Here is a 23,857-nt window from a genome sequence, read left to right as displayed (position 1 = left end):
ATCGGGGTGGACTTGGTGATCTTGCCGGTCTCGCTGGTGGGTGAGTACTGGCCCTTGGTCAGGCCGTAGATCCGGTTGTTGAAGAGCAGGATCTTCAGGTTGACGTTGCGGCGCAGGGCGTGGATGAGGTGGTTGCCGCCGATGGACAGCGCGTCGCCGTCACCGGTGACCACCCACACCGACAGGTCCGGGCGCGAGGCGGCCAGGCCGGTGGCGATCGCCGGGGCGCGGCCGTGGATGGAGTGCATGCCGTAGGTGTTGAGGTAGTACGGGAAACGCGAGGAACAGCCGATGCCGGAGATGAAGCAGATGTTCTCCCGCGCCAGACCCAGTTCGGGCAGGAACGACTGCACCGCCGCCAGGATCGCGTAGTCCCCACACCCCGGACACCACCGCACCTCCTGATCCGACTTGAAATCCTTCTGCGTCTGCGCGGCCGGTGCCTTGGGGACGAGAGAGAGCAGCGGGTTGTCGATCACCGTACGTCTCCTTCGGTGAGCCGGAGCTGCAGCGTCAGCGCCTCGGCGAGCTGCTCGGCCTTGAACGGCAGGCCGGTGACCTGGGTGAACGACTGCGCGTCGACCAGGTACCTGGCCCGGACCAGCTGCGCCAGCTGGCCCAGGTTCATCTCCGGCACCAGCACCCGGTCGTAGCGCGCGAGCAGCTCGCCGAGATTGGCCGGAAACGGGTTCAGGTTCCGCAGGTGCGCCTGCGCCACCTGGCCGCCCTCCGCCCGGACCCGGCGCACCCCGGCCGCGATCGGCCCGTAGGTCGAGCCCCAGCCCAGCACCAGCAGCCGGGCCGCGCCGGAGGGGTCGTCGACGGTGAGGTCGGGGACGGTGATGCCGTCGATCTTGGCCTGGCGGGTACGGACCATGTGGTCGTGGTTGGCCGGATCATAGGAGATGTTGCCCGACCCGTCCTGCTTCTCGATCCCCCCGATCCGGTGCTCCAAACCCGCCGTCCCCGGCACCGCCCACGGCCGCGCCAGCGTCTCCGGATCGCGCAGATACGGCCAGAACGACCCGTCCGGCCGGTTCGGCCCGGTCGCGAACTCCGTCCGCAGATCCGGCAACTCCTCCACCACCGGAATCCGCCACGGCTCCGACCCGTTCGCCAGATACCCGTCCGACAGCACAAACACCGGCGTCCGGTACGCCAACGCGATCCGCGCCGCCTCCAACGCCGCCGCGAAACACTCCGACGGCGTCGCCGGCGCCACAATCGGCACCGGCGCCTCACCATTACGCCCGAACATCGCCTGCAACAGATCCGCCTGCTCGGTCTTGGTCGGCAACCCCGTCGACGGACCACCACGCTGGATGTCGATCACCAGCAACGGCAACTCCAACGACACCGCCAACCCGATCGTCTCCGACTTCAACGCCACCCCGGGACCGGAGGTGGTGGTCACGCCCAGCGCCCCACCGAACGCCGCACCCAACGCCGCACCGATGCCGGCGATCTCGTCCTCGGCCTGGAAGGTCCGCACGCCGAAGTTCTTGTGCCTGCTCAGCTCGTGCAGGATGTCCGACGCCGGAGTGATCGGATACGAGCCCAGGAACAGCGGCAGCCCCGACCGCTGGGACGCGGCCACCAGCCCGTACGCCAGCGCCAGATTCCCCGAGATGTTGCGGTAGCGGCCGGGCGGGAACGCGGCGGTCGCGGGCGCGACCTCGTAGGAGACGGCGAAGTCCTCGGTGGTCTCGCCGTAGTTCCAGCCGGCCCGGAAGGCCTTGATGTTGGCCTCGGCGATCAGCGGCCTGGCGGCGAACTTCAACCGCAGGAAGCGTTCGGTGCCCTCGGTGGGCCGGTGGTACATCCAGCTCAGCAGGCCCAGCGCGAACATGTTCTTGGCGCGCTCGGCGTCCTTGCGGGCCAGCCCGCTCTCCTTCAGCGCCTCCACCGTCAGCGTGGTCAACGGCACCGGGTGCACGCTGTAGGCCGACAGCGCGCCGTCGTCCAGCGGGTCGGCGGCGTAGCCGACCTTGGCCAGCGCCCGCTTGGTGAACTCGTCGGTGTTGACGATGATCTCGGCGCCGCGCGGCAGGTCGCCGAGGTTGGCCTTCAGTGCCGCCGGGTTCATCGCCACCAGGACCTGGGGCGCGTCGCCGGGGGTGAGGATGTCGTGGTCCGCGAAGTGCAGCTGGAAGCTGGACACACCCGGAAGCGTTCCTGCGGGGGCCCGGATCTCGGCGGGGAAGTTCGGCAGGGTGGACAGGTCGTTCCCGAACCCGGCCGTCTCCGAGGTGAAGCGGTCCCCGGTCAGCTGGATGCCGTCGCCCGAGTCCCCGGCGAACCGGATCACCACGCGGTCGAGCTGTTTCACCCGTTTGCCCTGAACCGGCAGCCGCCCCGGCGGCTCGTCTGCCGTGGAATCCGTTACCTCGACCTGACTGGTCACCGGATGGACCTCCCTCGACACCGTTGGCTGGTGCACTCATTTGCATCCTATGCCGGGAGGGCACGACAGCGCGGCAGGCCGAAGAAGTGCCGCCGAGCCCTGCCGGTCAGGTTATCTGATGATGCGTCAGATGCTGGTGAGGATGGCGGTCGAGGGTTCGGGCGGGGCGCGGTCCGGTCAGGAGTTGAGCTGGGTCAGCACGGCCAGCACCCGGCGGTGGTCGTCCGAGCTCTGGGTCAGCCCGAGCTTCATGAAGATGTTGCTCACATGCTTCTCGACGGCGCCGTCGGAGACCACCAGCTGCTTCGCGATGGCGCTGTTGGTCCGCCCCTCGGCCATCAGGCCCAGCACCTCGCGCTCCCGTGGCGTCAGTGCGTCCAGGACGTCGTGGCGGCGGCTGCGGCCGAGCAACTGGGCCACCACCTCCGGGTCCAGCGCGGTGCCGCCCTGGGCCACCCGCTGCACCGCCTCGACGAACTCCCGCACCTCGGCGACCCGGTCCTTGAGCAGGTAGCCCACGCCCCGGGTGGAGCCGGCCAGCAGCTCGGAGGCGTAGCGCTCCTCGACGTACTGCGACAGCACCAGCGTGCCCACCTCGGGATGCCGCCTGCGCAGCTCCACGCAGGCGCGGACGCCCTCGTCGGTGTGGGTCGGGGGCATCCGCACGTCGGCGACCACGACGTCCGGCAGCGCGCCCTCCGCGGCCAGGCGCTCGATCAGGGCCAGCAGTTCCTCCCCGTCGCCGACCCCGGCCACCACGTCCAGGCCGCGGTCGGTCAACAGCCGCGTCAGCCCCTCCCGCAGCAGCACCGAATCCTCAGCGATGACCACCCGCAGCACGATCCACTCCCCACGTCCGCCCGCTTCGACCGGGTCAGTCTCGCAGACCCGGCGACGCCGCCGGCACGGTCGGGCGGACCGTCACCGGCCGCCCGAGGGCCCCCCGTCACATGGTGCGGAAGGCCACCGCGTCGCAGAGGCCCTCCAGGGCCGACTTGGCGGGGCACTCCGGGAGCGGGCCGAGCAGCCCGCGGGCCTCCTCCGCGTAGCGCAGGATGTCCTCGCGGGCGTGGGCCATCGCCGGGTGGGCCCGGAGCAGGCCCAGCGCCTCCGCGTGCCGGGCGTCGGCGTCCGGGTCGTCGGCCGGGAACCCGGCGTCCAGCAGCTCGCGCAGCCGCACGTCGCCGGGGACGGACGGGTCCGGCGCGGAGGCGCGCAGCAGCAGCACCGGCAGCGTCGGGACGCCCTCGCGCAGGTCGGTACCCGGGGTCTTGCCGGACTCGGTGCTGTCGCTGGTGATGTCCAGCAGGTCGTCGGCGAGCTGGAAGGCGATGCCGATCCGCTCGCCGTACTGGGTGATCACCTCGACCACCCGCTGGTCCGCACCCGCCATCAGCGCGCCCAGGTGGCCGGCGACGGCGATCAGCGAGCCGGTCTTGCCGGAGAGCACGTCCAGGTAGTGCTGGACCGGGTCGTCCTCGGGGCGCGGCCCGGCGGTCTCCAGGATCTGGCCGGTGACCAGCCGCTCGAACGCGTCGGCCTGCAGCCGGACCGCGTCCGGGCCGAGGTCGGCGAGGATCTTGGAGGCGCGGGAGAACAGGAAGTCGCCGGTCAGGATGGCGATGGAGTTGTCCCAGCGGGCGTTGGCGCTGGGCGCGCCACGCCGCATCGAGGCCTCGTCCATGACGTCGTCGTGGTAGAGCGTGGCCAGGTGGGTGAGTTCCATGACCACCGCGGAGGGGATCACCCCGGGCGCGTTGGGGTCGCCGAACTGCGCGGCGAGCAGCACCAGGAGCGGGCGGAACCGCTTGCCCCCGGCCTCCATGAGGTGCTGGGCGGTGACCGTGATGAACGGTACATCGCTCTTCGTCGCCTCGGACAGCGCCTCTTCGACGGCCGCCAGGCCGAGGTGGACGTCTGCTTCCAGTGCCTGGTCCTGCACGCTCAGCCCCAAGGGCCCCACGACGGTCACCGGGAACTCTCCTGTCGCTGGTCGGTCGGTCACGTAGGTTGGAGCCGTCAACCCCGTCACGTGCAGCGTATCCGGTCCGAAGACGATCACTGTGCCTGCCCGGCTGGACAAGTCCAGGACCGGGCAGGCACAGCGGGGCTCGACACGTCTCAGCGGACGAAGAGCGACGCCTGGTCAGCGAGGTGCAGGAAGTACTGCGGCAGGATGCCCAGCACCACCGTGACCAGGACGCCCAGGGCGATGGCGGTGGCGGTGAACGCGCTGGGGACCGCCACGGTGGGGCCGTTGGGCTGCGGGTCGGAGAAGAACATCAGCACGATGACCCGAATGTAGAAGAAGGCCGCCACCGCCGAGGACAGCACACCGACGATGACCAGCGGGGTCGCGCCACTGCTGGCCGCGGCCTGGAACACCGCGAACTTCCCGGCGAATCCGCTGGTCAGCGGGATGCCGGCGAAGGCGAGCAGGAACAGCGCGAAGGTAGCCGCCAGCAGCGGGGAGCGCCGGCCCAGGCCGGCCCAGCGGGACAGGTGGGTGGCCTCGCCGCCCGCGTCGCGGACCAGGGTGACCACCGCGAAGGCGCCGAGGGTCACGAAGGAGTACGCGCCGAGGTAGAACAGCACCGCTGACAGGCCGTGCTGGTTGATGGCGATCACCCCGGTCAGGATGAACCCGGCGTGCGCGATCGAGGAGTACGCCAGCAGCCGCTTCACGTCGGTCTGGGTGACCGCGATGATCGAGCCGACCACCATGGTGAGGATCGCCACACCCCACATGACGGGTCGCCAGTCCCAGGCCAGGCCGGGGAAGGCGACGTAGAGCAGCCGCAGCAGCGCGCCGAAGGCGGCCACCTTGGTGGCGGCGGCCATGAATCCGGTGACCGGCGTCGGCGCGCCCTGGTAGACGTCCGGGGTCCAGGCGTGGAACGGGACCGCGCCGACCTTGAAGAGCAGGCCGACGCCCAGCATGGCCAGGCCGATCAGCAGCAGCGCGTCGTTGCCGGTGGTGTTGGCCAGCGCCGGGGTCGGCGTGGCCGTCCCGGAGACCACGTCGGCGATGCCGCCGAGCGAGACCGTACCGGCGTAGCCGTAGATCAGGGCCAGGCCGAACAGGAAGAAGGCCGAGGAGAACGCCCCGAGCAGGAAGTACTTGACCGCGGCCTCCTGCGACAGCAGCCGGCGGCGCCGGGCCAGCGCGCAGAGCAGGTAGAGCGGGAGGGAGAAGACCTCCAGCGCCACGAACATGGTCAGCAGGTCGCTGGCGGCCGGGAAGAGCAGCAGGCCGCCGACCGCGAACATGGTCAGCGGGAAGACCTCGGTGGTGGCGAAGCCGGAGCGGGCGGCGGACTTCTCCGCGTCGCTGCCGGGGACCGTCGCCGCCTGCGGGGCGAAGGCGTCGACCGGCGCGCCGGTGCTGGAGCGCGGTTCGAGGCGGCGCTCGGCGAAGCCCAGGATCGCGACCACCGAGATCAGCACGATGGTGCCCTGCAGGAAGAGTGACGGGCCGTCGACCGCGACCGCGCCCATCGCGGCCAGGTGCGCCTTGGACCCGGCATAGCCGCTGCCGGCCAGCACCAGGATGGCGACGAAGGCGCCGGTCAGACCGGCCAGCGCGATCCCGATCTGGGCCCAGTAGCGCTGCCGCCGGGGCAGGAACGCCTCGGCCAGGATGCCCAGCGCGGCGGCGCCGAAGACCACCAGCATGGGTGACAGCTGGCCGTACTCCAGATGCGGCGCCGGGATGGTCGCGGTGGGATCGGCGGCGAGTGTCCACAGGCTGTGGACAACGGTGCTCGGTGCGGCGCTCACTGGCCACCTCCGTTAGCGGTCGTGGGCGCGGCCTGCGCCGTGACGGGGTGCGGGGGCGCCGGGTCGGTGCGGTGGACGTCCGACATGGTGGCCCGCACCGCCGGGTTGACGATGTCGGCGACCGGCTTGGGGTAGACGCCGAGCACCAGCAGCAGCGCGATCAGCGGGGTGACCACGGCCAGCTCGCGCAGCCGCAGGTCCCGGAAGCCGGAGACCTCCGGCTTCACCGGCCCGGTCATGGTGCGCTGGTAGAGGACGAGGACGTAGAGGGCGGCGAGCACGATGCCGAGGGTGGCCACGATGCCCAGCGCCGGATAGCGGGTGAAGGTGCCGACCAGCACCAGGAACTCGCTGACGAAGGGGGCGAGGCCGGGCAGTGAGAGGGTGGCCAGGCCGCCGATCAGGAACGTCCCGGCGAGGACCGGGGCGACCTTCTGCACGCCGCCGTAGTCGGCGATCAGCCGGCTGCCGCGACGGGACATCAGGAACCCGGCGACCAGCAGCAGGGCGGCGGTGGAGATGCCGTGGTTGACCATGTAGAGGGTCGCGCCGGACTGCCCCTGGCTGGTCATCGCGAAGATGCCCATGATGATGAAGCCGAAGTGCGAGATCGAGGCGTAGGCGATCAGGCGCTTGATGTCCTTCTGACCGACCGCCAGCAGCGCCCCGTAGATGATCCCGATCACCGACAGCACCATGATCGCGGGCGCGAAGCTCTTCGAGGCGTCCGGGAACAGCTGCAGGCAGAACCGCAGCATCGCGAAGGTGCCGACCTTGTCGACCACCGCGGTGATCAGCACCGCGACACCCGGGGTGGCCTCGCCCATCGCGTTGGGCAGCCAGGTGTGCAGCGGCCACAGCGGTGCCTTCACCGCGAAGGCGAACATGAAGCCGAGGAACAGCGCGTTCTCCGCCACCGGCGAGAAGTGCAGCTTGCCGGACTGGATCGCGGTGGTGAGAGTGTTCAGGTCGAAGCTGCCGTGCCCGGCGGTGCCGACGCCGTGCTGCGCCGAGATGACGTACAGGCCGATCACCGCGGCCAGCATGATCAGGCCGCCGAGCAGGTTGTAGAGCAGGAACTTGACGGCGGCGTAGGAGCGCTGCCGGGCGTCCTCGCCCTGGGTGCGGTCGCCGAAGCCGCCGATCAGGAAGTACATCGGGATCAGCATGGCTTCGAAGAAGACGTAGAACAGGAAGACGTCGGTGGCCTCGAAGGAGAGGATCACCATCGCCTCCACCGCCAGCACCAGGGCGAAGAAGCCCTGGGTGCGGCGGCTGCGCTCGAAGGTGCCGGAGTCGTTGGCGACCGGATCGGCGTCGTGCCAGGAGGCCAGCATCACCAGCGGGACCAGCACCGCCGTCAGCAGGATCAGCACCACGGCGATGCCGTCGACGCCGACGCTGTAGCCGATGCCGAAGTCCGAGATCCAGGAGTGGAACTCGGTGAACTGGAACCGGGCGCCGCCGGGGACGAACCGGGCCGCGATGACCGCGGCCAGGACCAGGGTCAGCGCCGAGATCCCCAGCGGGACGGCCTTGTTGAGGTCGCGCCGTCGGGCGTCCGTGGCCGCGGGCAGCGCGGCGGTGAGGACCGCGCCGACCGCGGGCAGCGCCGCGGTGACGGTGAGGAGAGGGAAGGAGCTCATGACACCGACCTCATGAGGAGAGTCGTGGCGACCAGCACCAGCGCGCCGCCGAACATGGACAGGGCGTAGGAGCGGACGTAGCCGTTCTGCAGCTTCCGCATCCGGCCGGAGGTTCCGCCGACGGCCGCGGCGATGCCGTTGACCACGCCGTCGAAGCCCTTGGCGTCGAGGTAGACCAGGAAGCGGGTGAGGTGCGTACCGCCGCCGACCAGGACCACGTGGTTGAAGTCGTCCTGCAGCAGGTCCTTCCTGGCGGCCCGGGTGAGCAGCGAGCCCACCGGCGCCACCGCCGGGACCGGCTGCCGTCCGTACATCAGCCAGGAGATCAGCACGCCGACGGCGATGACGGCCATGGTGACGACCGAGACGGTGGTGGCGCTCAGCGGGGAGTCGCCCTCCTGGTAGCCGGTGACCGGGGTCAGCCAGTGGACGAAGGAGCTGTTCCAGGCGAACAGACCGCCGGCGAACACCGAGCCGAAGGCGAGCACCACCATGGGGATGCCCATGGTCTTCGGCGACTCGTGCGGGTGCGGCTCGTGGCCCTCCGCGTCCGGGACCCAGCGCTTCTGGCCGAAGAAGGTCATCAGCATCACCCGGGTCATGTAGAACGCGGTGACGCCGGCGCCGACCAGGGCCGCGCTGCCGAGGATCCAGCCCTCGGTGCCGCCGTGGCCGAAGGCCGCCTCGATGATCTTGTCCTTGGAGAAGAAGCCGGACAGGCCGGGGAAGCCGATGATGGCCAGGTAGCCGAGGCCGAAGGTGACGAAGGTCAGCGGCATGAATGTCCGCAGCCCGCCGTACTTCCGCATGTCGACCTCGTCGTTCATGCCGTGCATGACCGAGCCGGCGCCGAGGAACAGCCCGGCCTTGAAGAAGCCGTGGGTCACCAGGTGCATGATCGCGAAGACGTAGCCGATCGGGCCGAGCCCGGCCGCCATCACCATGTAGCCGATCTGCGACATGGTCGAACCGGCCAGGGCCTTCTTGATGTCGTCCTTGGCGCAACCGACGATCGCACCGAAGAGCAGCGTCACCGCGCCCACGCAGACCGTGGCCAGCTGCGCGGTGGGCGCCAGGTTGAAGATGGCACCGGAGCGGGTGATCAGGTAGACGCCGGCGGTGACCATGGTCGCCGCGTGGATCAGCGCGGACACCGGGGTGGGGCCCTCCATGGCGTCCCCGAGCCAGCTCTGCAGCGGTACCTGGGCCGACTTGCCGCAGGCGGCCAGCAGCAGCATCAGCGCGATGGCCGTGAGGGTGGCCTGCGAGGCGGTGTGCGCGGCGCCGAAGACCGGGCCGAAGGCGAAGCTGCCGAAGGTGCTGAACATCAGCATGATCGCGATCGAGAGACCGATGTCGCCGACCCGGTTGACGATGAACGCCTTCTTGGCGGCGGTCGCCGCGCTCGGCTTGTGCTGCCAGAACCCGATCAGCAGGTACGAGGCCAGACCCACGCCCTCCCAGCCGACGTACAGCAGCAGGTAGTTGTCGGCCAGGACCAGCAGCAGCATCGCCGCCAGGAAGAGGTTCAGGTAGCCGAAGAAGCGGCGCCGGCGCTCGTCGTCGGCCATGTACCCGACCGAGTACAGGTGGATCAGCGAGCCGACGCCGGTGATCAGCAGCACGAACACGACGGACAGCTGGTCGAGCTGGAAGCCCACCTGCGCCTGGAACCCGGCCACCGGCACCCAGGTGAACAGGTGGTCCGAGATCGGCCGGGAGCCCACCGGGCGGCCCAGCATGGAGAAGAACAGGGTGAGCCCCACCGCGAAGGAGGCGGTGGCGGCGAGGACGCCCAGCCAGTGGCCGAAGGCGTCCAGGCGGCGCCCGCCCAGCAGGAGCACGGCGGCTCCGGCCAGGGGTGCCGCGACCAGTACGGGGATGAGAGTGTCCACGGTCAGTCAGCCTCCGCCGCTACAGCTTCATGAGGTTGGTGTCGTCGACCGAGGCCGAGTGACGGGTGCGGAAGACGCTCACGATGATCGCGAGGCCGACCACGACCTCGGCCGCGGCGACCACCATGACGAAGAAGGCGATGATCTGACCGTCCAGGTTGCCGTGCAGCCGGGAGAAGGTGACCAGGGCCAGGTTGGAGGCGTTCAGCATCAGCTCGACGCACATGAACAGCACGATCGCGTTCCGCCGCACCAGCACCCCGGTGGCGCCGATGGTGAACAGCAGGGCCGCCAGGTAGAGGTAGTTGACGGGGTTCATTCCTGGGACTCCTCTACCTCGGTCGGGTTCCGCTTGGCGAGGTCCAGTTCGGTGCTCTGCCGCGGCTTGGGCGCCCTGCGGCCCAGCCAGTCGGCGGTGTCCGCCTCCAGCTGGTCCATCCGGTGCATCAGCGCGCCGCTGACGTCCCGCATCTGGCCGCGGGAGCGCAGCGTCGGGTTGACCGACAGCTCGGAGACGGTGCCGTCCGGCAGCAGGCCGGGGACGTCCACCGCGTTGTGCCGGGCGTAGACGCCGGGCGCGGGCAGCGGGGTGACCTGCTGACCCAGCCGCACCCGCTGCTCGGCCAGCTCGCGCTGGGTCTGCCGCTCCTCGGTGGCCTCACGGTGCGTCAGCACCATGGCGCCGACCGCGGCGGTGATCAGCAGCGCGCCGGTGACCTCGAAGGCCCAGACGTACTGGGTGAAGATCAGCTTGGCCAGACCCTGGACGTTGCCGCCGCTGTTCGCCGCGCCGACACCGGTGAAGCTGCGCAGCCTGGCGTTGGCGAGCCCGGCGATCAGCAGCACCCCGAAGCCGAGGCCGGCGATCACCGCAGCCCAGCGCTGGCCCTTGAGCACCTCCCTGGCCGAGTCGGCCGAGGAGACGCCGACCAGCATCACCACGAACAGGAACAGCATCATGATGGCGCCGGTGTAGACCACGATCTGCACCACGCCGAGGAAGACCGCGCCCTGCGCCATGTAGCAGATGGCCAGCGAGATCATCGTCCCGGCCAGACAGAGCGCGGAGTGCACCGCCTTCTTGCAGAGCACCATGCCCAGCGCCCCGGAGACCGCCAGTACGGCGAGCACCCAGAACTGCACGGCCTCGCCCAGGGATGCCTGCCCGGTGAGGGGGGCAGCAGCGAGGGACATCATGCCGACGCACCTTCCTCGGTGGGCTGCTCACCCTTGCTGACCGCGACCTGGCGTACCGTGCCCGGCGCGGCCTCGGTGACCAGGCCGCGGTAGTAGTCGCCCTCGTCCATCCCGGGGAAGATCGAGTGCGGGCTGTCGACCATGCCCTCGGTCAGGCCGGAGAGCAGCTGCTCCTTGGTGAAGATCAGCGACTCGCGGCTGCTGTCGGCCAGTTCGTACTCGTTGGTCATGGTCAGCGCGCGGGTCGGGCAGGCCTCGATGCACAGCCCGCAGAGGATGCAGCGGGCGTAGTTGATCTGGTAGACCCGGCCGTAGCGCTCACCCGGTGAGTAGCGCTCCTCGTCGGTGTTGTCCGCGCCCTCGACGTAGATCGCGTCGGCCGGGCAGGCCCAGGCGCAGAGCTCGCAGCCGACGCACTTCTCCAGGCCGTCCGGGTGCCGGTTCAGCTGGTGCCGGCCGTGGAACCGGGGCGCGGTGGGCTTCTTGTACTCCGGGTACTGCTCGGTGAGCCGCTTCTTGAACATGGCCGTGAAGGTCACGCCGAAGCCGGCCGCGGGTCCGAGGCCGAACCCGGATCCACCGGACTGTTCAGTGGGCACCGTCGTCTCCCTTCAGTGCAGGAACGGTCGTCTGGGTACGGGAGCCGCGGCGCGGCACCGGCGGCAGCTGCTGGCCGGGCAGCGGCGGCACCGGGAACCCGCCGGCCATCGGGTCGAACTCCGGCGCCGGGCCGGTCGCCTCGACCGGCTTCTCCTTGTGGCGGAGCATGTCGAAGAGGATCGACAGCAGCAGCAGCGCCAGCACCCCGCCGCCGACGTACAGCACGATGTGGCCGAAGTTGTAGCCCTGGTCGCGCAGCGCGCGGACGGTGGCGACCATGACCAGCCAGACCAGCGACACCGGGATGAGGACCTTCCACCCCAGCTTCATGAACTGGTCGTAGCGCAGCCGGGGCAGGGTGCCGCGGAGCCAGATGAAGAAGAACAGCAGCAGCTGGATCTTGATCACGATCCAGAGCATCGGCCACCAGCCGTGGTTGGCCCCGGCCCAGAAGGCGCTGATCGGCCAGGGGGCGCGCCAGCCGCCGAGGAAGAGCACCGAGGCGACCGCCGAGACGGTGACCATGTTGATGTACTCGGCGAGCATGAACATCGCGAACTTCAGCGAGGAGTACTCGGTGTTGAAGCCGCCGACCAGCTCGCCCTCGGCCTCGGGGAGGTCGAACGGCGCCCGGTTGGTCTCGCCGACCATGGCGATGATGTAGATGATGAAGCTCACCGGCAGCAGGCAGGCGAACCAGGTGGTGCCCTGCGCCGAGACGATGCCCGAGGTCGACATGGTGCCGGAGTAGATGAACACCGCCGCGAAGGACAGGCCCATCGCGATCTCGTAGGACACCATCTGCGCGGCCGACCGCAGCCCGCCGAGCAGCGGGTAGGTGGAACCGGAGGACCAGCCGGCCAGCACGATGCCGTAGATCCCGATGGACGCCGTCGCCAGGATGTAGAGCATGGCGATCGGCAGGTCGGTGAGCTGCATCGTGGTGCGGGTGCCGAAGATGCTGATCTCGTGGTCGGCCGGGCCGAAGGGGATCACCGCGATCGCCATGAACGCGGGAATCGCCGCGACCACCGGGGCCAGGATGAACACCACCTTGTCCGAGGCGGTGACGACCACGTCCTCCTTCAGGGCGAGCTTCACCCCGTCGGCGAGGCTCTGCAGCATGCCCCAGGGGCCGTGCCGGTTGGGGCCGATCCGCAGCTGCATCCAGGCGACGACCTTGCGCTCCCAGACGATGGCGACGAGCACCGTGCCGACCAGGAAGACGAAGCAGAACACGGCCTTGACGACGACCAGCCACCACGGGTCGGTCCCGAAGTTCGACAGGTCCTCGGCGGCGAGCTGCACTCCGTACGGGGCCATCAGATCCCCCCTCCGTGGGAAGCGGCGGACTCGGCTCCGGGCTCGGCAGCCGACTCGGTCACGGCCGGGGCGACGGCCAGTCCGACGACCCGGCCCGGGACCACGCCGAGGGCCCGGAACGCGCCGCCGGGCGTGGAGTTGAGCGGGATCCAGACCACCCGGTCGGGCAGCTCCGGGGTGATCGCCAGCGGCAGTGTCACGCTGCCGGCCGGTCCCGACACCGACAGCGGGGCGCCGTCGGCGACCCCGACCTCGGCCGCGGTGGCCGGCGAGAGCCGGGCCACGGCCGGGTGCCGGGTGCCGGCCAGGGCGGTGTCCCCGGTCTGCAGCGAGCCGTTGTCCAGCAGCTGCCGCCAGCCGCCCAGGACCGCCTCACCGGCGCTGGGCCGGGGCAGCGGACGGGCCGGCGCGGACGGGGCGTCCACGCGCTCGCCGCGCCAGGCGCCCAGGGCGTCCAGCTCGCGGCGGGCCGCGCCGACGTCCGGCAGGCCCAGCCGGACGCCCATGGCGTCCGCGAGCATGTGCAGCACCCGCAGGTCCGAGCTGAGGTGACGCTGCGTCATCTGGTCCGGCTTGAGGGCCGGTTCGAAGAGCCGCACGCGTCCCTCCCAGTCCAGGAAGGTGCCGGCCTTCTCGGCCACCGCGGCCACCGGCAGCACTACGTCGGCGCGCTCGGTCACGGCCGAGGGCCGCAGCTCCAGGCTGACCAGGAAGCCGACCCGGTCCAGCGCCTGCTCGGCGGCGGCCGGATCGGGCAGGTCCGCCAGCTCGACGCCGCCGACCAGCAGCGCGTCCAGGTCGCCGTTGGCGGCGGCGGTGAGGATCCCGGCGGTGTCCCGCCCGTAGCGGGCCGGGATGTCGTCGAGGCCCCAGGCGGCGGCGGTACGGGCCCGGGCGTCCGGGTCGGTGACCGGGCGTCCGCCGGGCAGCAGCCCGGGCAGCGCACCGGCCTCGACCGCGCCGCGCTCACCGGCCCGGCGCGGGATCCAGGCCAGCCGGGCGCCGGTGGCCCGGGACAGCCGGATCGCGGCGCTCAGGCCACCGGGCGTCCCGGCCAGCCGCTCGCCGACCAGCAGCACCGCGCCCGGCTGCCGCAGCGCCTCGGCCGCGCGACCGGCGTCGCCGTCCAGCGGATCGCCCTCGGCCAGCGCCTCCAGCCACTCGGCCTCGGTGCCCGGCGCGGCCGGCAGCAGCGCGCCGCCCAGCTTGGCCAGGCCGCGCGAGGCGTGCGTGGCGATCGCGTAGACCTTCAGCTTCTTCGTCCTGGCGGCCTTGCGGAGCCGCAGGAAGACGATCGGCGACTCCTCCTCGGGCTCCAGGCCGACCAGCAGCGCCGCCGGAGCGGCTTCCAGGGCCTGGTAGGTCAGGCCGCTGCCGTCGATGTCGACCCCGCGCCCGGCGACGACGGCGGCCAGGAAGTCGGCCTCCTCGTCGCTGTGGATCCGGGCCCGGAAGTCCACGTCGTTGCCGCCCAGCGCGACCCGGGCGAACTTGGCGTAGGCGTAGGAGTCCTCGACCGTCGACCGGCCGCCGACCAGCACCCCGGTGCGGCCGCGCACCAGGCCGGCCGCCGCCGCCCGCAGCGCCTCCGGCCAGGAGGCCGGGACCAGTTCACCGCTCGCGTCCCGCACCAGCGGGGTGGCCAGCCGGTCGCGGCCCTGCGCGTAGCGGAAGGCGAAGCGGCCCTTGTCGCAGGACCACTCCTCGTTCACCGCCGGGTCGTCCCCGGCCAGCCGCCGCATCACCTTGCCGCGCCGGTGGTCGGTGCGGATCGCGCAGCCGGAGGAGCAGTGCTCGCACACGCTCGGCGAGGAGACCAGGTCGAACGGCCGCGAGCGGAACCGGTACGCCGCCGAGGTCAGCGCGCCCACCGGGCAGATCTGGATGGTGTTGCCGGAGAAGTACGAGCGGAACTCGTCGCCCTCGCCGATCCCGACCTGCTGCAGCGCGCCGCGCTCCAGCAGCTCGATGAACGGGTCACCGGCGATCTGCTCGCTGAACCGGGTGCAGCGCGCGCACAGCACGCAGCGCTCGCGGTCCAGCAGCACCTGGGTGGAGATCGGCACCGGCTTCTCGTAGGTCCGCTTGACGCCCTCGAAGCGGCTGTCGGACTGGCCGTGCGACAGCGCCTGGTTCTGCAGCGGGCACTCGCCGCCCTTGTCGCAGACCGGGCAGTCCAGCGGGTGGTTGATCAGCAGCAGCTCCATCACGCCCTGCTGCGCCTTCTCGGCGACCGGGGAGGAGACCTGGGTGCTGACCACCATGCCGTCGGTGACCGTCATGGTGCAGGAGGCGACCGGCTTGCGCTGGCCCTCGACCTCGACGATGCACTGCCGGCAGGCGCCGACCGGGTCCAGCAGCGGATGGTCGCAGAAGCGCGGGACCTGCACGCCGATCATCTCGGCGGCGCGGATGATCAGCGTGCCCTTGGGCACCTGCACCTGCACGCCGTCGATGGTGACGGTGAGCAGTTCCTCGGGTGGTGGTGGGGCCGCCGGGGTTCCAGGGGTGTTGGCCACTGTGGTCACTACGCGAGCACCCCCTTCTCCTGGGCGGTCTGGTGGGCGGATACGGCGGAGCCGCGGGACGTGCGGACGTCGGCCCAGACCGTGGAGGCGGCCGGGTCGAACGGGCAGCGGTGCTCGCGGAGGTGCTGCTCGTACTCCTCGCGGAAGTACTGCAGCGAGGAGAAGATCGGGCTGGAGGCGCCGTCGCCGAGGGCGCAGAAGGACTTGCCGTTGATGTTGTCGGCGATGTCGTTCAGCTTCTCCAGGTCGCCCTCGACGCCCTGGCCCGCCTCGATCCGGCGCAGCAGCTGGACCAGCCAGTAGGTGCCCTCGCGGCAGGGGGTGCACTTGCCGCAGGACTCGTGGGCGTAGAACTCGGTCCAGCGGGTGACCGCGCGGACCACACAGGTGGTCTCGTCGAAGACCTGCAGGGCCTTGGTGCCCAGCATCGACCCGGCGGCGGCGACGCCCTCGTAGTCCAGCGGGACGTCGAGGTGCTCCTCGGTGAACATCGGGGTGGAGGAGCCGCCGGGGGTCCAGAACTTCAGCCGGTGGCCCTCGCGCACCCCGCCGGTCATGTCCAGCAGCTGGCGCAGCGTGATGCCGAGCGGCGCCTCGTACTGGCCGGGGTTGGTGACGTGCCCGGAGAGCGAGTACAGGGTGAAGCCGGGCGACTTCTCGCTGCCCATGGAGCGGAACCAGTCCTTGCCCCGGTGCAGGATGCTGGGCACCGAGGCGATCGACTCGACGTTGTTGACCACGGTCGGGCAGGCGTAGAGGCCGGCGATGGCCGGGAACGGGGGCCGCAGTCGCGGCTGGCCGCGGCGGCCCTCCAGCGAGTCCAGCAGCGCCGTCTCCTCGCCGCAGATGTAGGCGCCGGCGCCGGCGTGGACGGTGATGTCCAGGTCGAAGCCGGACCCGAGCACGTCCTTGCCGAGGTATCCGGCCGCGTACGCCTCGGCGACCGCCGCGTGCAGCCGCCGCAGCACCGGGACGGTCTCGCCGCGCAGGTAGACGAAGGCGTGGCTGCAGCGGATCGCGTAACTGGCGATCACCATGCCCTCGATCAGCACGTGCGGGTTGGCGAACAGCAGCGGGATGTCCTTGCAGGTGCCCGGCTCGGACTCGTCCGCGTTGACCACCAGGTAGTGCGGCTTGCCGTCGCCCTGCGGGATGAACTGCCACTTCATCCCGGTCGGGAACCCGGCGCCGCCGCGGCCGCGCAGGCCGGCGTCCTTGACCAGCGCGATGACGGCGTCCGGGTCCATCCGCAGGGCCTCGTGCAGGCCCTTGTAGCCGTCGTGGCGGCGGTAGGTGTCCAGGGTCCAGGGGCGGTCGTCGTCCCAGCTGTCGGAGAGGACCGGGGAGAGGAGTTTCTCCGGGTGCTCGGCGCTCACTGTGCCGGTCCTTCCTGCTCGTCGCGGACGGCGTCGGTCGCGGTCCCGGCCGGCGCGTCGGCCTGCCCGTCGGTCGCTGCTTCGGCCGTCGCCGCCTCGGCGGGGTTCTCCTGCCGGGGGGAGACCACCCGGGCCGCGGCGCCGGCACCGGGCAGGCCCTCGCCCCGCGCCAGCCGCAGCCCGGCCAGCGAGGGCTCCCCGCCGGCGCCGGACTCGTCCACCGCGCCGGGACGTTCGTCCGGGAAGCCGGCCAGGATCCGGGCGGTGTCGCGGAAGGAGCAGAGCCGGGCGCCCCGGGTCGGCCGCAGCTCCGCGCCGTTGCCCGCGCGCAGCTCGTCCACCAGCAGCCGGGCGCTGTCCGGGGTCTGGTTGTCGAAGAACTCCCAGTTGACCATCACCACCGGCGCGTAGTCGCAGGCCGCGTTGCACTCGATGTGCTCCAGCGAGACGGTGCCGTCGGCGGTGGTCTCGTTGTTGCCGATGCCCAGGTGCTGCTGCAGCTCGGCGAAGATCTGGTCGCCGCCGAGCACCGCGCAGAGCGTGTTGGTGCAGACGCCCACGTGGTACTCACCGGCCGGCCGCCGCCGGTACATGGTGTAGAAAGTGGCGACGGCGGTGACCTCGGCCGTGGTCAGCCCCAACTGCTCGGCGCAGTACCGGATGCCGGTGCGGCTGACGAAGGCCTCCTCGGACTGCACCAGGTGCAGCAGCGGCAGCAGCGCCGAGCGGCTGTCCGGGTAGCGGTCGATCAGCTCGCGCGCGTCCGGGTCGAGCCGGGCCCGTACCTCGGCCGGGTAGGCCGGGGCGGGCAGCTCCGGCAGACCCAGCAGCGTCGGCTCGCTCTCCTGAGTGGTCACCGGTCCACGCCTCCCATCACGGGGTCGATCCCGGCCACGGCGACGATGACGTCCGCGACCTGCCCGCCCTCACACATCGCCGCCATCGACTGCAGGTTGGTGAAGCTGGGGTCGCGGAAGTGCACCCGGTAGGGGCGGGTTCCGCCGTCGCTGACCACATGCACGCCCAGCTCGCCCTTGGGCGACTCCACCGCCGTGTACGCCTGGCCGGCCGGGACGTGGAAGCCCTCGGTCACCAGCTTGAAGTGGTGGATCAGCGCCTCCATGGACTCGCCCATGATGGTGCGGATGTGGTCCAGCGAGTTGCCCATGCCGTCCGGGCCCAGCGACAGCTGGGCCGGCCAGGCGATCTTCTTGTCGGCGACCATGACGCGTCCGGCGCCGCTGCCGCGCAGCTGGTCCAGGCACTGCTCGACGATCCGCAGCGACTGCTCCATCTCCGCGAGCCGGATCAGGAACCGGCCGTAGGAGTCGCAGGTGTCGGTGGTCGGCACCTCGAACTCGTACTGCTCGTAGCCGCAGTACGGCTCGGACTTGCGCAGGTCGTGCGGCAGGCCGGTGGAGCGCAGGATCGGCCCGGTGGCGCCGAGCGCCATGCAGCCGGCCAGGTCCAGGTAGCCGACGTCCACCAGCCGGGCCTTGAACACCGGGTTGTTGGTGGCCAGCTTGTCGTACTCGTGCATCCGCGAGCGGAGCGTCTTCACGCCCTCGCGGATCTGGTCCAGCGCGCCCGGCGGCAGGTCCTGCGCCAGGCCGCCGGGGCGGACGTAGGCGTGGTTCATCCGCAGCCCGGTGACCAGTTCGAAGATGTCCAGGATGATCTCGCGGTCACGGAAGCCGTAGATCATCAGCGTGGTGGAGCCGATTTCCATCCCGCCGGTGGCCAGGCAGACCAGGTGCGAGGAGATCCGGTTCAGCTCCATCATCAGCACCCGGATGACCGTGGCGCGTTCCGGGACGTCCTCGGTGATCCCCAGCAGCTTCTCGACCGCCAGGCAGTAGGCGGTCTCGTTGAACAGCGGGGTGAGGTAGTCCATCCGGGTCACGAAGGTCGAACCCTGGGTCCAGTTGCGGAACTCCATGTTCTTCTCGATGCCGGTGTGCAGGTAGCCGATCCCGCAGCGGGCCTCGGTGACCGTCTCGCCGTCGATCTCCAGGATCAGCCGCAGCACGCCGTGGGTGGAGGGGTGCTGCGGACCCATGTTCACGATGATGCGCTCGTCGTCGGCCCGCGCCGCGGCCTCGACGACCTCGTCCCAGTCGCCGCCGGTGACGGTGTAGACGGTGCCCTCGGTGGTCGCGCGGCCGGGGGCTTCCGCGTCCTGAGTACTCATCAGTTGTACGACCTCCGCTGGTCGGGAGCCGGGATCTGGGCGCCCTTGTACTCGACGGGGATGCCGCCGAGCGGATAGTCCTTGCGCTGCGGGTGACCCAGCCAGTCGTCCGGCATCATGATCCGGGTCAGCGCCGGATGGCCGTCGAAGACGATGCCGAAGAAGTCGTAGGTCTCGCGCTCGTGCCAGTCGTTGGTCGGGTAGACCGCGAACGTCGAGGGGATGTGCGGGTCGTCGTCCGGCGCCGAGGTCTCCACCCGGATCAGCCGGGTGTGGGTGATCGAGCGCAGGTGGTAGACCGCGTGCAGCTCGCGTCCCCGGTCGCCCGGGTAGTGCACGCCGCTGACCCCGGTGCAGAGCTCGAACCGCAGCGCCGGGTCGTCGCGCAGCGTCCGCATCACCGGCAGCAGGTGCTCGCGGGCGATGTGGAAGGTGATCTCGCCGCGCTCCACGACCGTCTTCTCGATCACCGCGTCGACCGCGAGCTGCTGCTCCTCCAGCGCGCCCTCCAGCTCGTCGGCGACCTCGTCGAACCAGCCGTGCCCGTACGGGCGTGGACTCGGCCCGGGCAGCACGATCGGGGTGACCAGCCGGCCGTAGCCGGAGGTGTCCCCGGCGGCCCGGCCGACACCGCTGTGCTCGCTGGGGTTGGCCCCGCCGAACATCCCGTGCCGGACGCCGACGACCTCCAGCTCGGTGGCGCCCTCGCGCGAGGTGGGGACGGACTCGTCGCTCATCGCAGCAGCCCCTTCATCTCGATCGTGGGGACCGCCTTCAGTGCCAGCTCCTCCGCCTCGGCCTCGGCCTTGACCCGCTGCGCGCCGAGCTTCTCGTGCCGGATCTGCTCGTGCAGCTTGAGGATGGCGTCCATCAGCATCTCCGGACGCGGCGGGCAGCCGGGCAGGTAGATGTCGACCGGGATGATGTGGTCGACGCCCTGGACGATCGCGTAGTTGTTGAACATCCCGCCCGAGGAGGCGCAGACGCCCATCGAGATGACCCACTTGGGGTTCGCCATCTGGTCGTAGACCTGGCGGACCACCGGGGCCATCTTCTGGCTGACCCGCCCGGCGACGATCATCAGGTCGGCCTGCCGGGGCGAGCCCCGGAAGACCTCCATGCCGAAGCGGGCCAGGTCGTAGCGGCCCGCCCCGGTGGTCATCATCTCGATGGCGCAGCAGGCGAGTCCGAAGGTGGCGGGGAAGAGGGAGCTCTTCCGCACCCACCCGGCGGCCTGCTCGACCGAGGTGAGCAGGAAGCCGCTGGGCAGCTTCTCCTCAATACCCATGTGGTGTCCTCTCAGCGCTCGACGGTGTCCTCAGTGCGCTCGGCGGTGTCCTCAGTCCCACTCCAGGCCCCCGCGACGCCAGACGTAGGCGTAGGCGACGAAGACGGTGGCGATGAACAGCACCATCTCGACCAGGCCGAAGATCCCCAGGGCGTCGAAGGTCACGGCCCAGGGGTAGAGGAAGACGATCTCGATGTCGAAGACGATGAAGAGCATCGCCGTCAGGTAGTACTTGATCGGGAACCGGCCGCCCCCGGCGGGCTGCGGGGTGGGCTCGATACCGCACTCGTAGGCTTCCAACTTGGCGCGGTTGTAGCGCTTCGGGCCGGTCAGCGCGGCCATCGTCACGGAGCCGACCGCGAAGGCGGCCGCGAGGGCGCCAAGTACCAGAATCGGCGCATATGCGTTCATACCGAACGACCTCCCAGGCAGATGCAGCCCCGTGCCTGTCCCTGTCGGTGACTGCGGGTCCCTACAGCTCGGGAGCGTGATCAGCTCATGTGAGGCAGTTCACAAGCCCCCAAGACGGCTGCATCCTATGCCCGTTCGTATGTGATCTGCGACACGGGGGTCAGTACCATCATTGTGATCTACGCCACCTGACGGATGATCATGATGCAATGAGGAGGCAAAATCGGCCACCAACCGTGTGCAACCGTTCACAAGGTGTGCCGAGAGGGGGAATAGGCGCTGTTCGGAGGGGTGACGACTATCAGAGAGTCGGCATCCAAAGCAAGTTTTGCCAGGGCGGGTGCGGCATGTTAGTGATCCACTCCCCGGCCGGGTGGCCCGCGCGGTGCGCGGTTGACGCCGGGCGCCCGGCGGCAGGCGTCGGCACGGCGGCGGCAGGCGTCGGCACGCGTGAACACGCGGCAGGGGCGTGGGGGGGCGCCGGGGGGGGGGCCCCCCCCCCCCCGCGGGGGGGGGGGGGGGGCCCCCCCCCCGGCGCCCCCCCACGCCCCTGCCGCGGTCGGTGCCGTGCCCGTGGTCAGCCGGGCGCTGGGCGCTAGGCGCTGGGCGCGACCTTCGCCAGGCCGTTGATGATCCGGTCCATCGCGTCCCCGCCCTGCGGGTCGGTGAGGTTGGCCAGCAGCTTGAGCACGAACTTCATCAGCACCGGGTGCGTCAGCCCGTGCTGCGCCGCCATCCGCATCACCAGCGGGTTGCCGATCGCCTTCACGAAGCCCCGGCCCAGCGAGTAGTACCCGCCGTAGACCTCCTTGAGGATCCGCGGGTACGCCTCCAGCGCCCGCTCCCGCCCCAGGTCGGTCTGCCGCGCCAGCGCCTGGACGATCACACCGGCCGCGATCTGGCCGGATTCCATCGCATAGGCGATGCCCTCGCCGTTGAACGGGTTCACCATCCCGCCCGCGTCACCGACCAGCAGGAAGCCCCGGGTGTAGTGCGGCTGCCGGTTGAAGGCCATCGGCAGCGCCGCGCCCCGGATCGGCTCGGTCATGTTCTCCGGGGTGTAGCCCCACTCCTCGGGCATCCCCGCGCACCACACCTTGAGCAGCTCGCGGTAGTCGATGTCCTTGAAGGACTTCGTGGTGTTCAGCAGGCCCAGGCCGACGTTGCTGGTCCCGTCGCCCATGCCGAAGATCCAGCCGTAGCCGGGCAGCAGCTTCTCCTGCCCGCCGCGCCGGTCCCACAGCTCCAGCCAGGACTCCAGATAGTCGTCGTTGCTGCGCGGAGAGTTGAAGTAGGTCCGGTAGGCCACACCCATCGGCCGGTCGTCGCGACGGTGCAGGCCCATCGCCAGCGACAGCCGGGTCGAGTTCCCGTCGGCGGCGACCACCAGCGGGGCGCGGAAGACCACTTCCCGCTTCTCCTCACCGAGGCGGGCGCTGACCCCGACGATCCGGCCGGTGCGCTCGTCCAGCACCGGACCGGTCACGGTGCAGAGCTGGTGCAGCTTGGCCCCGGCCTTCTCGGCCTGCCTGGCGAGCAGTTCGTCGAAGTCGGCCCGCTTGCGGACCAGCCCGTAGTCGGGGAAGCTCGCCAGCTCCGGCCAGTCCAGCTCCAGCCGGACCCCGCCGCCGATGATCCGCAGGCCCTTGTTGCGCAGCCAGCCGGCCTCCTCGGAGATGTCGATCCCCATGTCCACCAACTGCTTGGTGGCACGCGGGGTCAGCCCGTCGCCGCACACCTTCTCGCGCGGGAACTGCGCCTTCTCCAGCAGCAGCACCTCAAGACCGGCCCTCGCCAGGTGGTACGCCGTCGTCGCGCCCGCAGGCCCGGCCCCGACGACGATCACGTCGGCCTCCGCCTCGACGGCCGCGGCCTGCTGGGTCTGCTCGGTCACCTGCGACACCTGGGGCTCCTGCTGCTCTCGTCGGAAGGCTGTCGGCCGTGCTGCTGCTCCGCCCCGCAGTCTAGGAGATGCGTCCGGGCGGGCGTGGCCTACGCTGGCGCGGGTCGCAGGTCACAGGTAGCAGGTCACTCGTCACAGGAGGTCAGTGGTGCACATCGGGGTAATGGGCCACCGGGGGTTGTCGGAGATCACCGAGATGCTGGTGCGCGGTGAGCTGTGGTCGCTGATCACCGGCTACCAGACCTACGGCCTGGTCGGCGTCAGCCCGCTCGGCGAGGGCCCGGAGACCTGGTTCGCCCGCGCCGTGCTGGAGCACGGCGGCACCCTCGAAGTCCTGGGCACCCCGGACGACCCGGCCTCCCCCCTGCTGCGCCAGGCCCGCGCGGTGCACCGGCTCTCCCCCGGCACCGACCGGACCGCCGCCCTGCTCGGCCTGGTCGACGAACTGGTCGCCGTCTGGGACGGCGAACCCGGCACCGGGATCGCCGACGCCGTCGCCCGCGCCGAAGCCCAGGGCACCTACGTCCACATCATCTGGCCCGCAGGCTCGGAGCGTTCGTAAGCGGACCGGGGCTCCGGCGCGGTCCGCCCTCAGCTCGCGTGCACGCCCCGGTGGAGGGCGACGATGCCGCCGGTGAGGTTGCGCCAGGCGACGTTGGACCAGCCTGCGGACTGGAGCCGGGCGGCGAGGCCGGACTGGTCCGGCCAGGCGCGGATCGAGTCGGCGAGGTAGACGTAGGCGTCCGGGTTGCTGCTGACGGCGGTGGCGACCGGCGGCAGCGCGCGCATCAGGTACTCGGTGTAGACGGTGCGGAACGGCGCCCAGGTCGGGTGGCTGAACTCGCAGATGACGACCCGGCCGCCGGGCCGGGTCACCCGCAGCAGTTCGCGCAGCGCGGCGTCGGTGTCCTGGACGTTGCGCAGCCCGAAGGAGATGGTCACCGCGTCGAAGACACCGTCGGCGAAGGGCAGCCGGGTGGCGTCGCCGGCCGTGAACGGCAGCTCGGGGTGCTTGCGCTTGCCCTCACGCAGCATGCCGAGGGAGAAGTCGCAGGGGAACACCTTCGCCCCGGCCTCGGCGAACGGCAGCGAGGAGGTCGCGGTCCCGGCGGCGAGGTCGAGCACGCGCTCACCCGGTTTCGCGTCCACCGCCGCAGCGACGGCCCTGCGCCACAGCCGGGCCTGGCCGAGTGAGAGCACGTCGTTGGTGAGGTCGTACTTGGCCGCCACGTCGTCGAACATCGAGGCGACTTCGTGCGGCTGCTTGTCCAGGGAGGCTCGGGTCACGTGCCCCATTGTTCACCCACGCCGGTGC

Annotated in this window: 21 protein-coding genes; 1 reads left to right on the top strand and 20 read right to left on the bottom strand. The window is 70.8% G+C overall.

The window, feature by feature from the left end; all coding sequences use genetic code 11:
* The 19 genes from ABH925_RS25720 to ABH925_RS25630 form a co-directional block, all read right to left on the bottom strand.
* The coding region (locus ABH925_RS25720) for a thiamine pyrophosphate-dependent enzyme (protein WP_370151276.1) at positions 1 to 479 on the bottom strand (479 nt) is incomplete at its 3' end.
* Positions 476 to 2,404, bottom strand: coding sequence for a 2-oxoacid:acceptor oxidoreductase subunit alpha (locus ABH925_RS25715; protein ID WP_370151275.1), 1,929 nt, complete (start codon positions 2,402 to 2,404; stop codon positions 476 to 478). The genes ABH925_RS25720 and ABH925_RS25715, both read right to left, overlap by 4 nt.
* A 177-nt stretch (positions 2,405 to 2,581) precedes the next feature.
* Complete coding sequence (locus ABH925_RS25710) at positions 2,582 to 3,241, bottom strand: LuxR C-terminal-related transcriptional regulator (RefSeq protein WP_370151281.1); 660 nt, start codon at positions 3,239 to 3,241, stop codon at positions 2,582 to 2,584.
* A 109-nt stretch (positions 3,242 to 3,350) separates the two neighbouring features.
* Positions 3,351 to 4,376 (bottom strand): polyprenyl synthetase family protein, encoded by a 1,026-nt coding sequence (locus tag ABH925_RS25705; protein ID WP_370151274.1) that lies wholly within the window; start codon positions 4,374 to 4,376, stop codon positions 3,351 to 3,353.
* A 149-nt stretch (positions 4,377 to 4,525) separates the two neighbouring features.
* Positions 4,526 to 6,184 (bottom strand): NADH-quinone oxidoreductase subunit NuoN, encoded by a 1,659-nt coding sequence (gene nuoN, locus ABH925_RS25700; protein WP_370151273.1) that lies wholly within the window; start codon positions 6,182 to 6,184, stop codon positions 4,526 to 4,528.
* A complete protein-coding gene (locus tag ABH925_RS25695; RefSeq protein ID WP_370151271.1) occupies positions 6,181 to 7,830 on the bottom strand; it encodes an NADH-quinone oxidoreductase subunit M in 1,650 nt (549 codons plus the stop codon). Before ABH925_RS25695 ends, nuoN begins: the two co-directional genes overlap by 4 nt.
* On the bottom strand, positions 7,827 to 9,725 hold the full coding sequence (gene nuoL / locus ABH925_RS25690; RefSeq protein ID WP_370151270.1) for an NADH-quinone oxidoreductase subunit L: 1,899 nt from the start codon (positions 9,723 to 9,725) through the stop codon (positions 7,827 to 7,829). Before nuoL ends, ABH925_RS25695 begins: the two co-directional genes overlap by 4 nt.
* 19 nt (positions 9,726 to 9,744) lie before the next feature.
* The gene (gene nuoK / locus ABH925_RS25685) at positions 9,745 to 10,044 is read right to left on the bottom strand and encodes an NADH-quinone oxidoreductase subunit NuoK (RefSeq protein ID WP_370151269.1); all 300 of its coding nucleotides are present in this window, start codon (positions 10,042 to 10,044) and stop codon (positions 9,745 to 9,747) included.
* Positions 10,041 to 10,922, bottom strand: coding sequence for an NADH-quinone oxidoreductase subunit J (locus ABH925_RS25680; protein ID WP_370151268.1), 882 nt, complete (start codon positions 10,920 to 10,922; stop codon positions 10,041 to 10,043). Before ABH925_RS25680 ends, nuoK begins: the two co-directional genes overlap by 4 nt.
* Positions 10,919 to 11,521 carry an NADH-quinone oxidoreductase subunit NuoI gene (nuoI, locus tag ABH925_RS25675; protein WP_370151267.1) on the bottom strand — a complete coding sequence of 201 codons (603 nt, stop codon included), beginning with the start codon at positions 11,519 to 11,521 and terminating at the stop codon, positions 10,919 to 10,921. The genes ABH925_RS25680 and nuoI overlap by 4 nt, the downstream gene beginning before the upstream one ends.
* Positions 11,511 to 12,845, bottom strand: a complete 1,335-nt coding sequence (gene nuoH, locus ABH925_RS25670; RefSeq protein WP_370151266.1) for an NADH-quinone oxidoreductase subunit NuoH — start codon at positions 12,843 to 12,845, stop codon at positions 11,511 to 11,513. The genes nuoI and nuoH overlap by 11 nt, the downstream gene beginning before the upstream one ends.
* On the bottom strand, positions 12,845 to 15,373 hold the full coding sequence (locus tag ABH925_RS25665) for an NADH-quinone oxidoreductase subunit G (protein WP_370151265.1): 2,529 nt from the start codon (positions 15,371 to 15,373) through the stop codon (positions 12,845 to 12,847). The genes nuoH and ABH925_RS25665 overlap by 1 nt, the downstream gene beginning before the upstream one ends.
* Positions 15,373 to 16,749, bottom strand: coding sequence for an NADH-quinone oxidoreductase subunit NuoF (gene nuoF / locus ABH925_RS25660; RefSeq protein ID WP_370151264.1), 1,377 nt, complete (start codon positions 16,747 to 16,749; stop codon positions 15,373 to 15,375). Before nuoF ends, ABH925_RS25665 begins: the two co-directional genes overlap by 1 nt.
* The gene (nuoE, locus tag ABH925_RS25655) at positions 16,746 to 17,606 is read right to left on the bottom strand and encodes an NADH-quinone oxidoreductase subunit NuoE (protein ID WP_370151263.1); all 861 of its coding nucleotides are present in this window, start codon (positions 17,604 to 17,606) and stop codon (positions 16,746 to 16,748) included. The genes nuoF and nuoE overlap by 4 nt, the downstream gene beginning before the upstream one ends.
* Positions 17,603 to 18,940: an NADH-quinone oxidoreductase subunit D gene (locus ABH925_RS25650; protein WP_370151262.1), complete on the bottom strand. Its 1,338-nt coding sequence runs from the start codon at positions 18,938 to 18,940 to the stop codon at positions 17,603 to 17,605. The genes nuoE and ABH925_RS25650 overlap by 4 nt, the downstream gene beginning before the upstream one ends.
* Positions 18,940 to 19,677, bottom strand: a complete 738-nt coding sequence (locus tag ABH925_RS25645; protein ID WP_370151261.1) for an NADH-quinone oxidoreductase subunit C — start codon at positions 19,675 to 19,677, stop codon at positions 18,940 to 18,942. The genes ABH925_RS25650 and ABH925_RS25645 overlap by 1 nt, the downstream gene beginning before the upstream one ends.
* A complete protein-coding gene (locus ABH925_RS25640; protein ID WP_370151260.1) occupies positions 19,674 to 20,228 on the bottom strand; it encodes an NADH-quinone oxidoreductase subunit B family protein in 555 nt (184 codons plus the stop codon). The genes ABH925_RS25645 and ABH925_RS25640 overlap by 4 nt, the downstream gene beginning before the upstream one ends.
* 51 nt (positions 20,229 to 20,279) lie before the next feature.
* On the bottom strand, positions 20,280 to 20,639 hold the full coding sequence (locus tag ABH925_RS25635) for an NADH-quinone oxidoreductase subunit A (protein ID WP_370151259.1): 360 nt from the start codon (positions 20,637 to 20,639) through the stop codon (positions 20,280 to 20,282).
* A 595-nt stretch (positions 20,640 to 21,234) separates the two neighbouring features.
* On the bottom strand, positions 21,235 to 22,542 hold the full coding sequence (locus ABH925_RS25630; protein ID WP_370151258.1) for a geranylgeranyl reductase family protein: 1,308 nt from the start codon (positions 22,540 to 22,542) through the stop codon (positions 21,235 to 21,237).
* 148 nt (positions 22,543 to 22,690) lie between these two features.
* Here ABH925_RS25630 and ABH925_RS25625 point away from each other — a divergent pair, with 148 nt between their 5' ends.
* Positions 22,691 to 23,104 carry a hypothetical protein gene (locus ABH925_RS25625; RefSeq protein ID WP_370151257.1) on the top strand — a complete coding sequence of 138 codons (414 nt, stop codon included), beginning with the start codon at positions 22,691 to 22,693 and terminating at the stop codon, positions 23,102 to 23,104.
* 29 nt (positions 23,105 to 23,133) lie between these two features.
* Here the strand turns inward: ABH925_RS25625 and ABH925_RS25620 are convergent, their stop codons facing one another.
* The gene (locus ABH925_RS25620; protein WP_370151256.1) at positions 23,134 to 23,829 is read right to left on the bottom strand and encodes a demethylmenaquinone methyltransferase; all 696 of its coding nucleotides are present in this window, start codon (positions 23,827 to 23,829) and stop codon (positions 23,134 to 23,136) included.
* Positions 23,830 to 23,857: the final 28 nt, after the last annotated feature.

Origin of the sequence: Streptacidiphilus sp. EB129 (assembly GCF_041262645.1) — a bacterium.
In the GTDB taxonomy this organism is placed as follows: domain Bacteria; phylum Actinomycetota; class Actinomycetes; order Streptomycetales; family Streptomycetaceae; genus Streptacidiphilus.
Note: the sequence above shows the minus strand (reverse complement) of the source record. Positions and strands in the feature narration are given on the sequence as shown.

Excerpts from the sequence above, each read along its gene's own strand:
- ABH925_RS25695 (WP_370151271.1), bottom strand. The coding sequence starts at position 7,830 with ATGAGCTCCTTCCCTCTCCTCACCGTCACCGCGGCGCTGCCCGCGGTC.
- nuoK (WP_370151269.1), bottom strand. The coding sequence starts at position 10,044 with ATGAACCCCGTCAACTACCTCTACCTGGCGGCCCTGCTGTTCACCATC.
- ABH925_RS25680 (WP_370151268.1), bottom strand. The coding sequence starts at position 10,922 with ATGATGTCCCTCGCTGCTGCCCCCCTCACCGGGCAGGCATCCCTGGGC.
- nuoH (WP_370151266.1), bottom strand. The coding sequence starts at position 12,845 with ATGGCCCCGTACGGAGTGCAGCTCGCCGCCGAGGACCTGTCGAACTTC.
- ABH925_RS25650 (WP_370151262.1), bottom strand. The coding sequence starts at position 18,940 with ATGAGTACTCAGGACGCGGAAGCCCCCGGCCGCGCGACCACCGAGGGC.
- ABH925_RS25645 (WP_370151261.1), bottom strand. The coding sequence starts at position 19,677 with ATGAGCGACGAGTCCGTCCCCACCTCGCGCGAGGGCGCCACCGAGCTG.
- ABH925_RS25640 (WP_370151260.1), bottom strand. The coding sequence starts at position 20,228 with ATGGGTATTGAGGAGAAGCTGCCCAGCGGCTTCCTGCTCACCTCGGTC.
- ABH925_RS25635 (WP_370151259.1), bottom strand. The coding sequence starts at position 20,639 with ATGAACGCATATGCGCCGATTCTGGTACTTGGCGCCCTCGCGGCCGCC.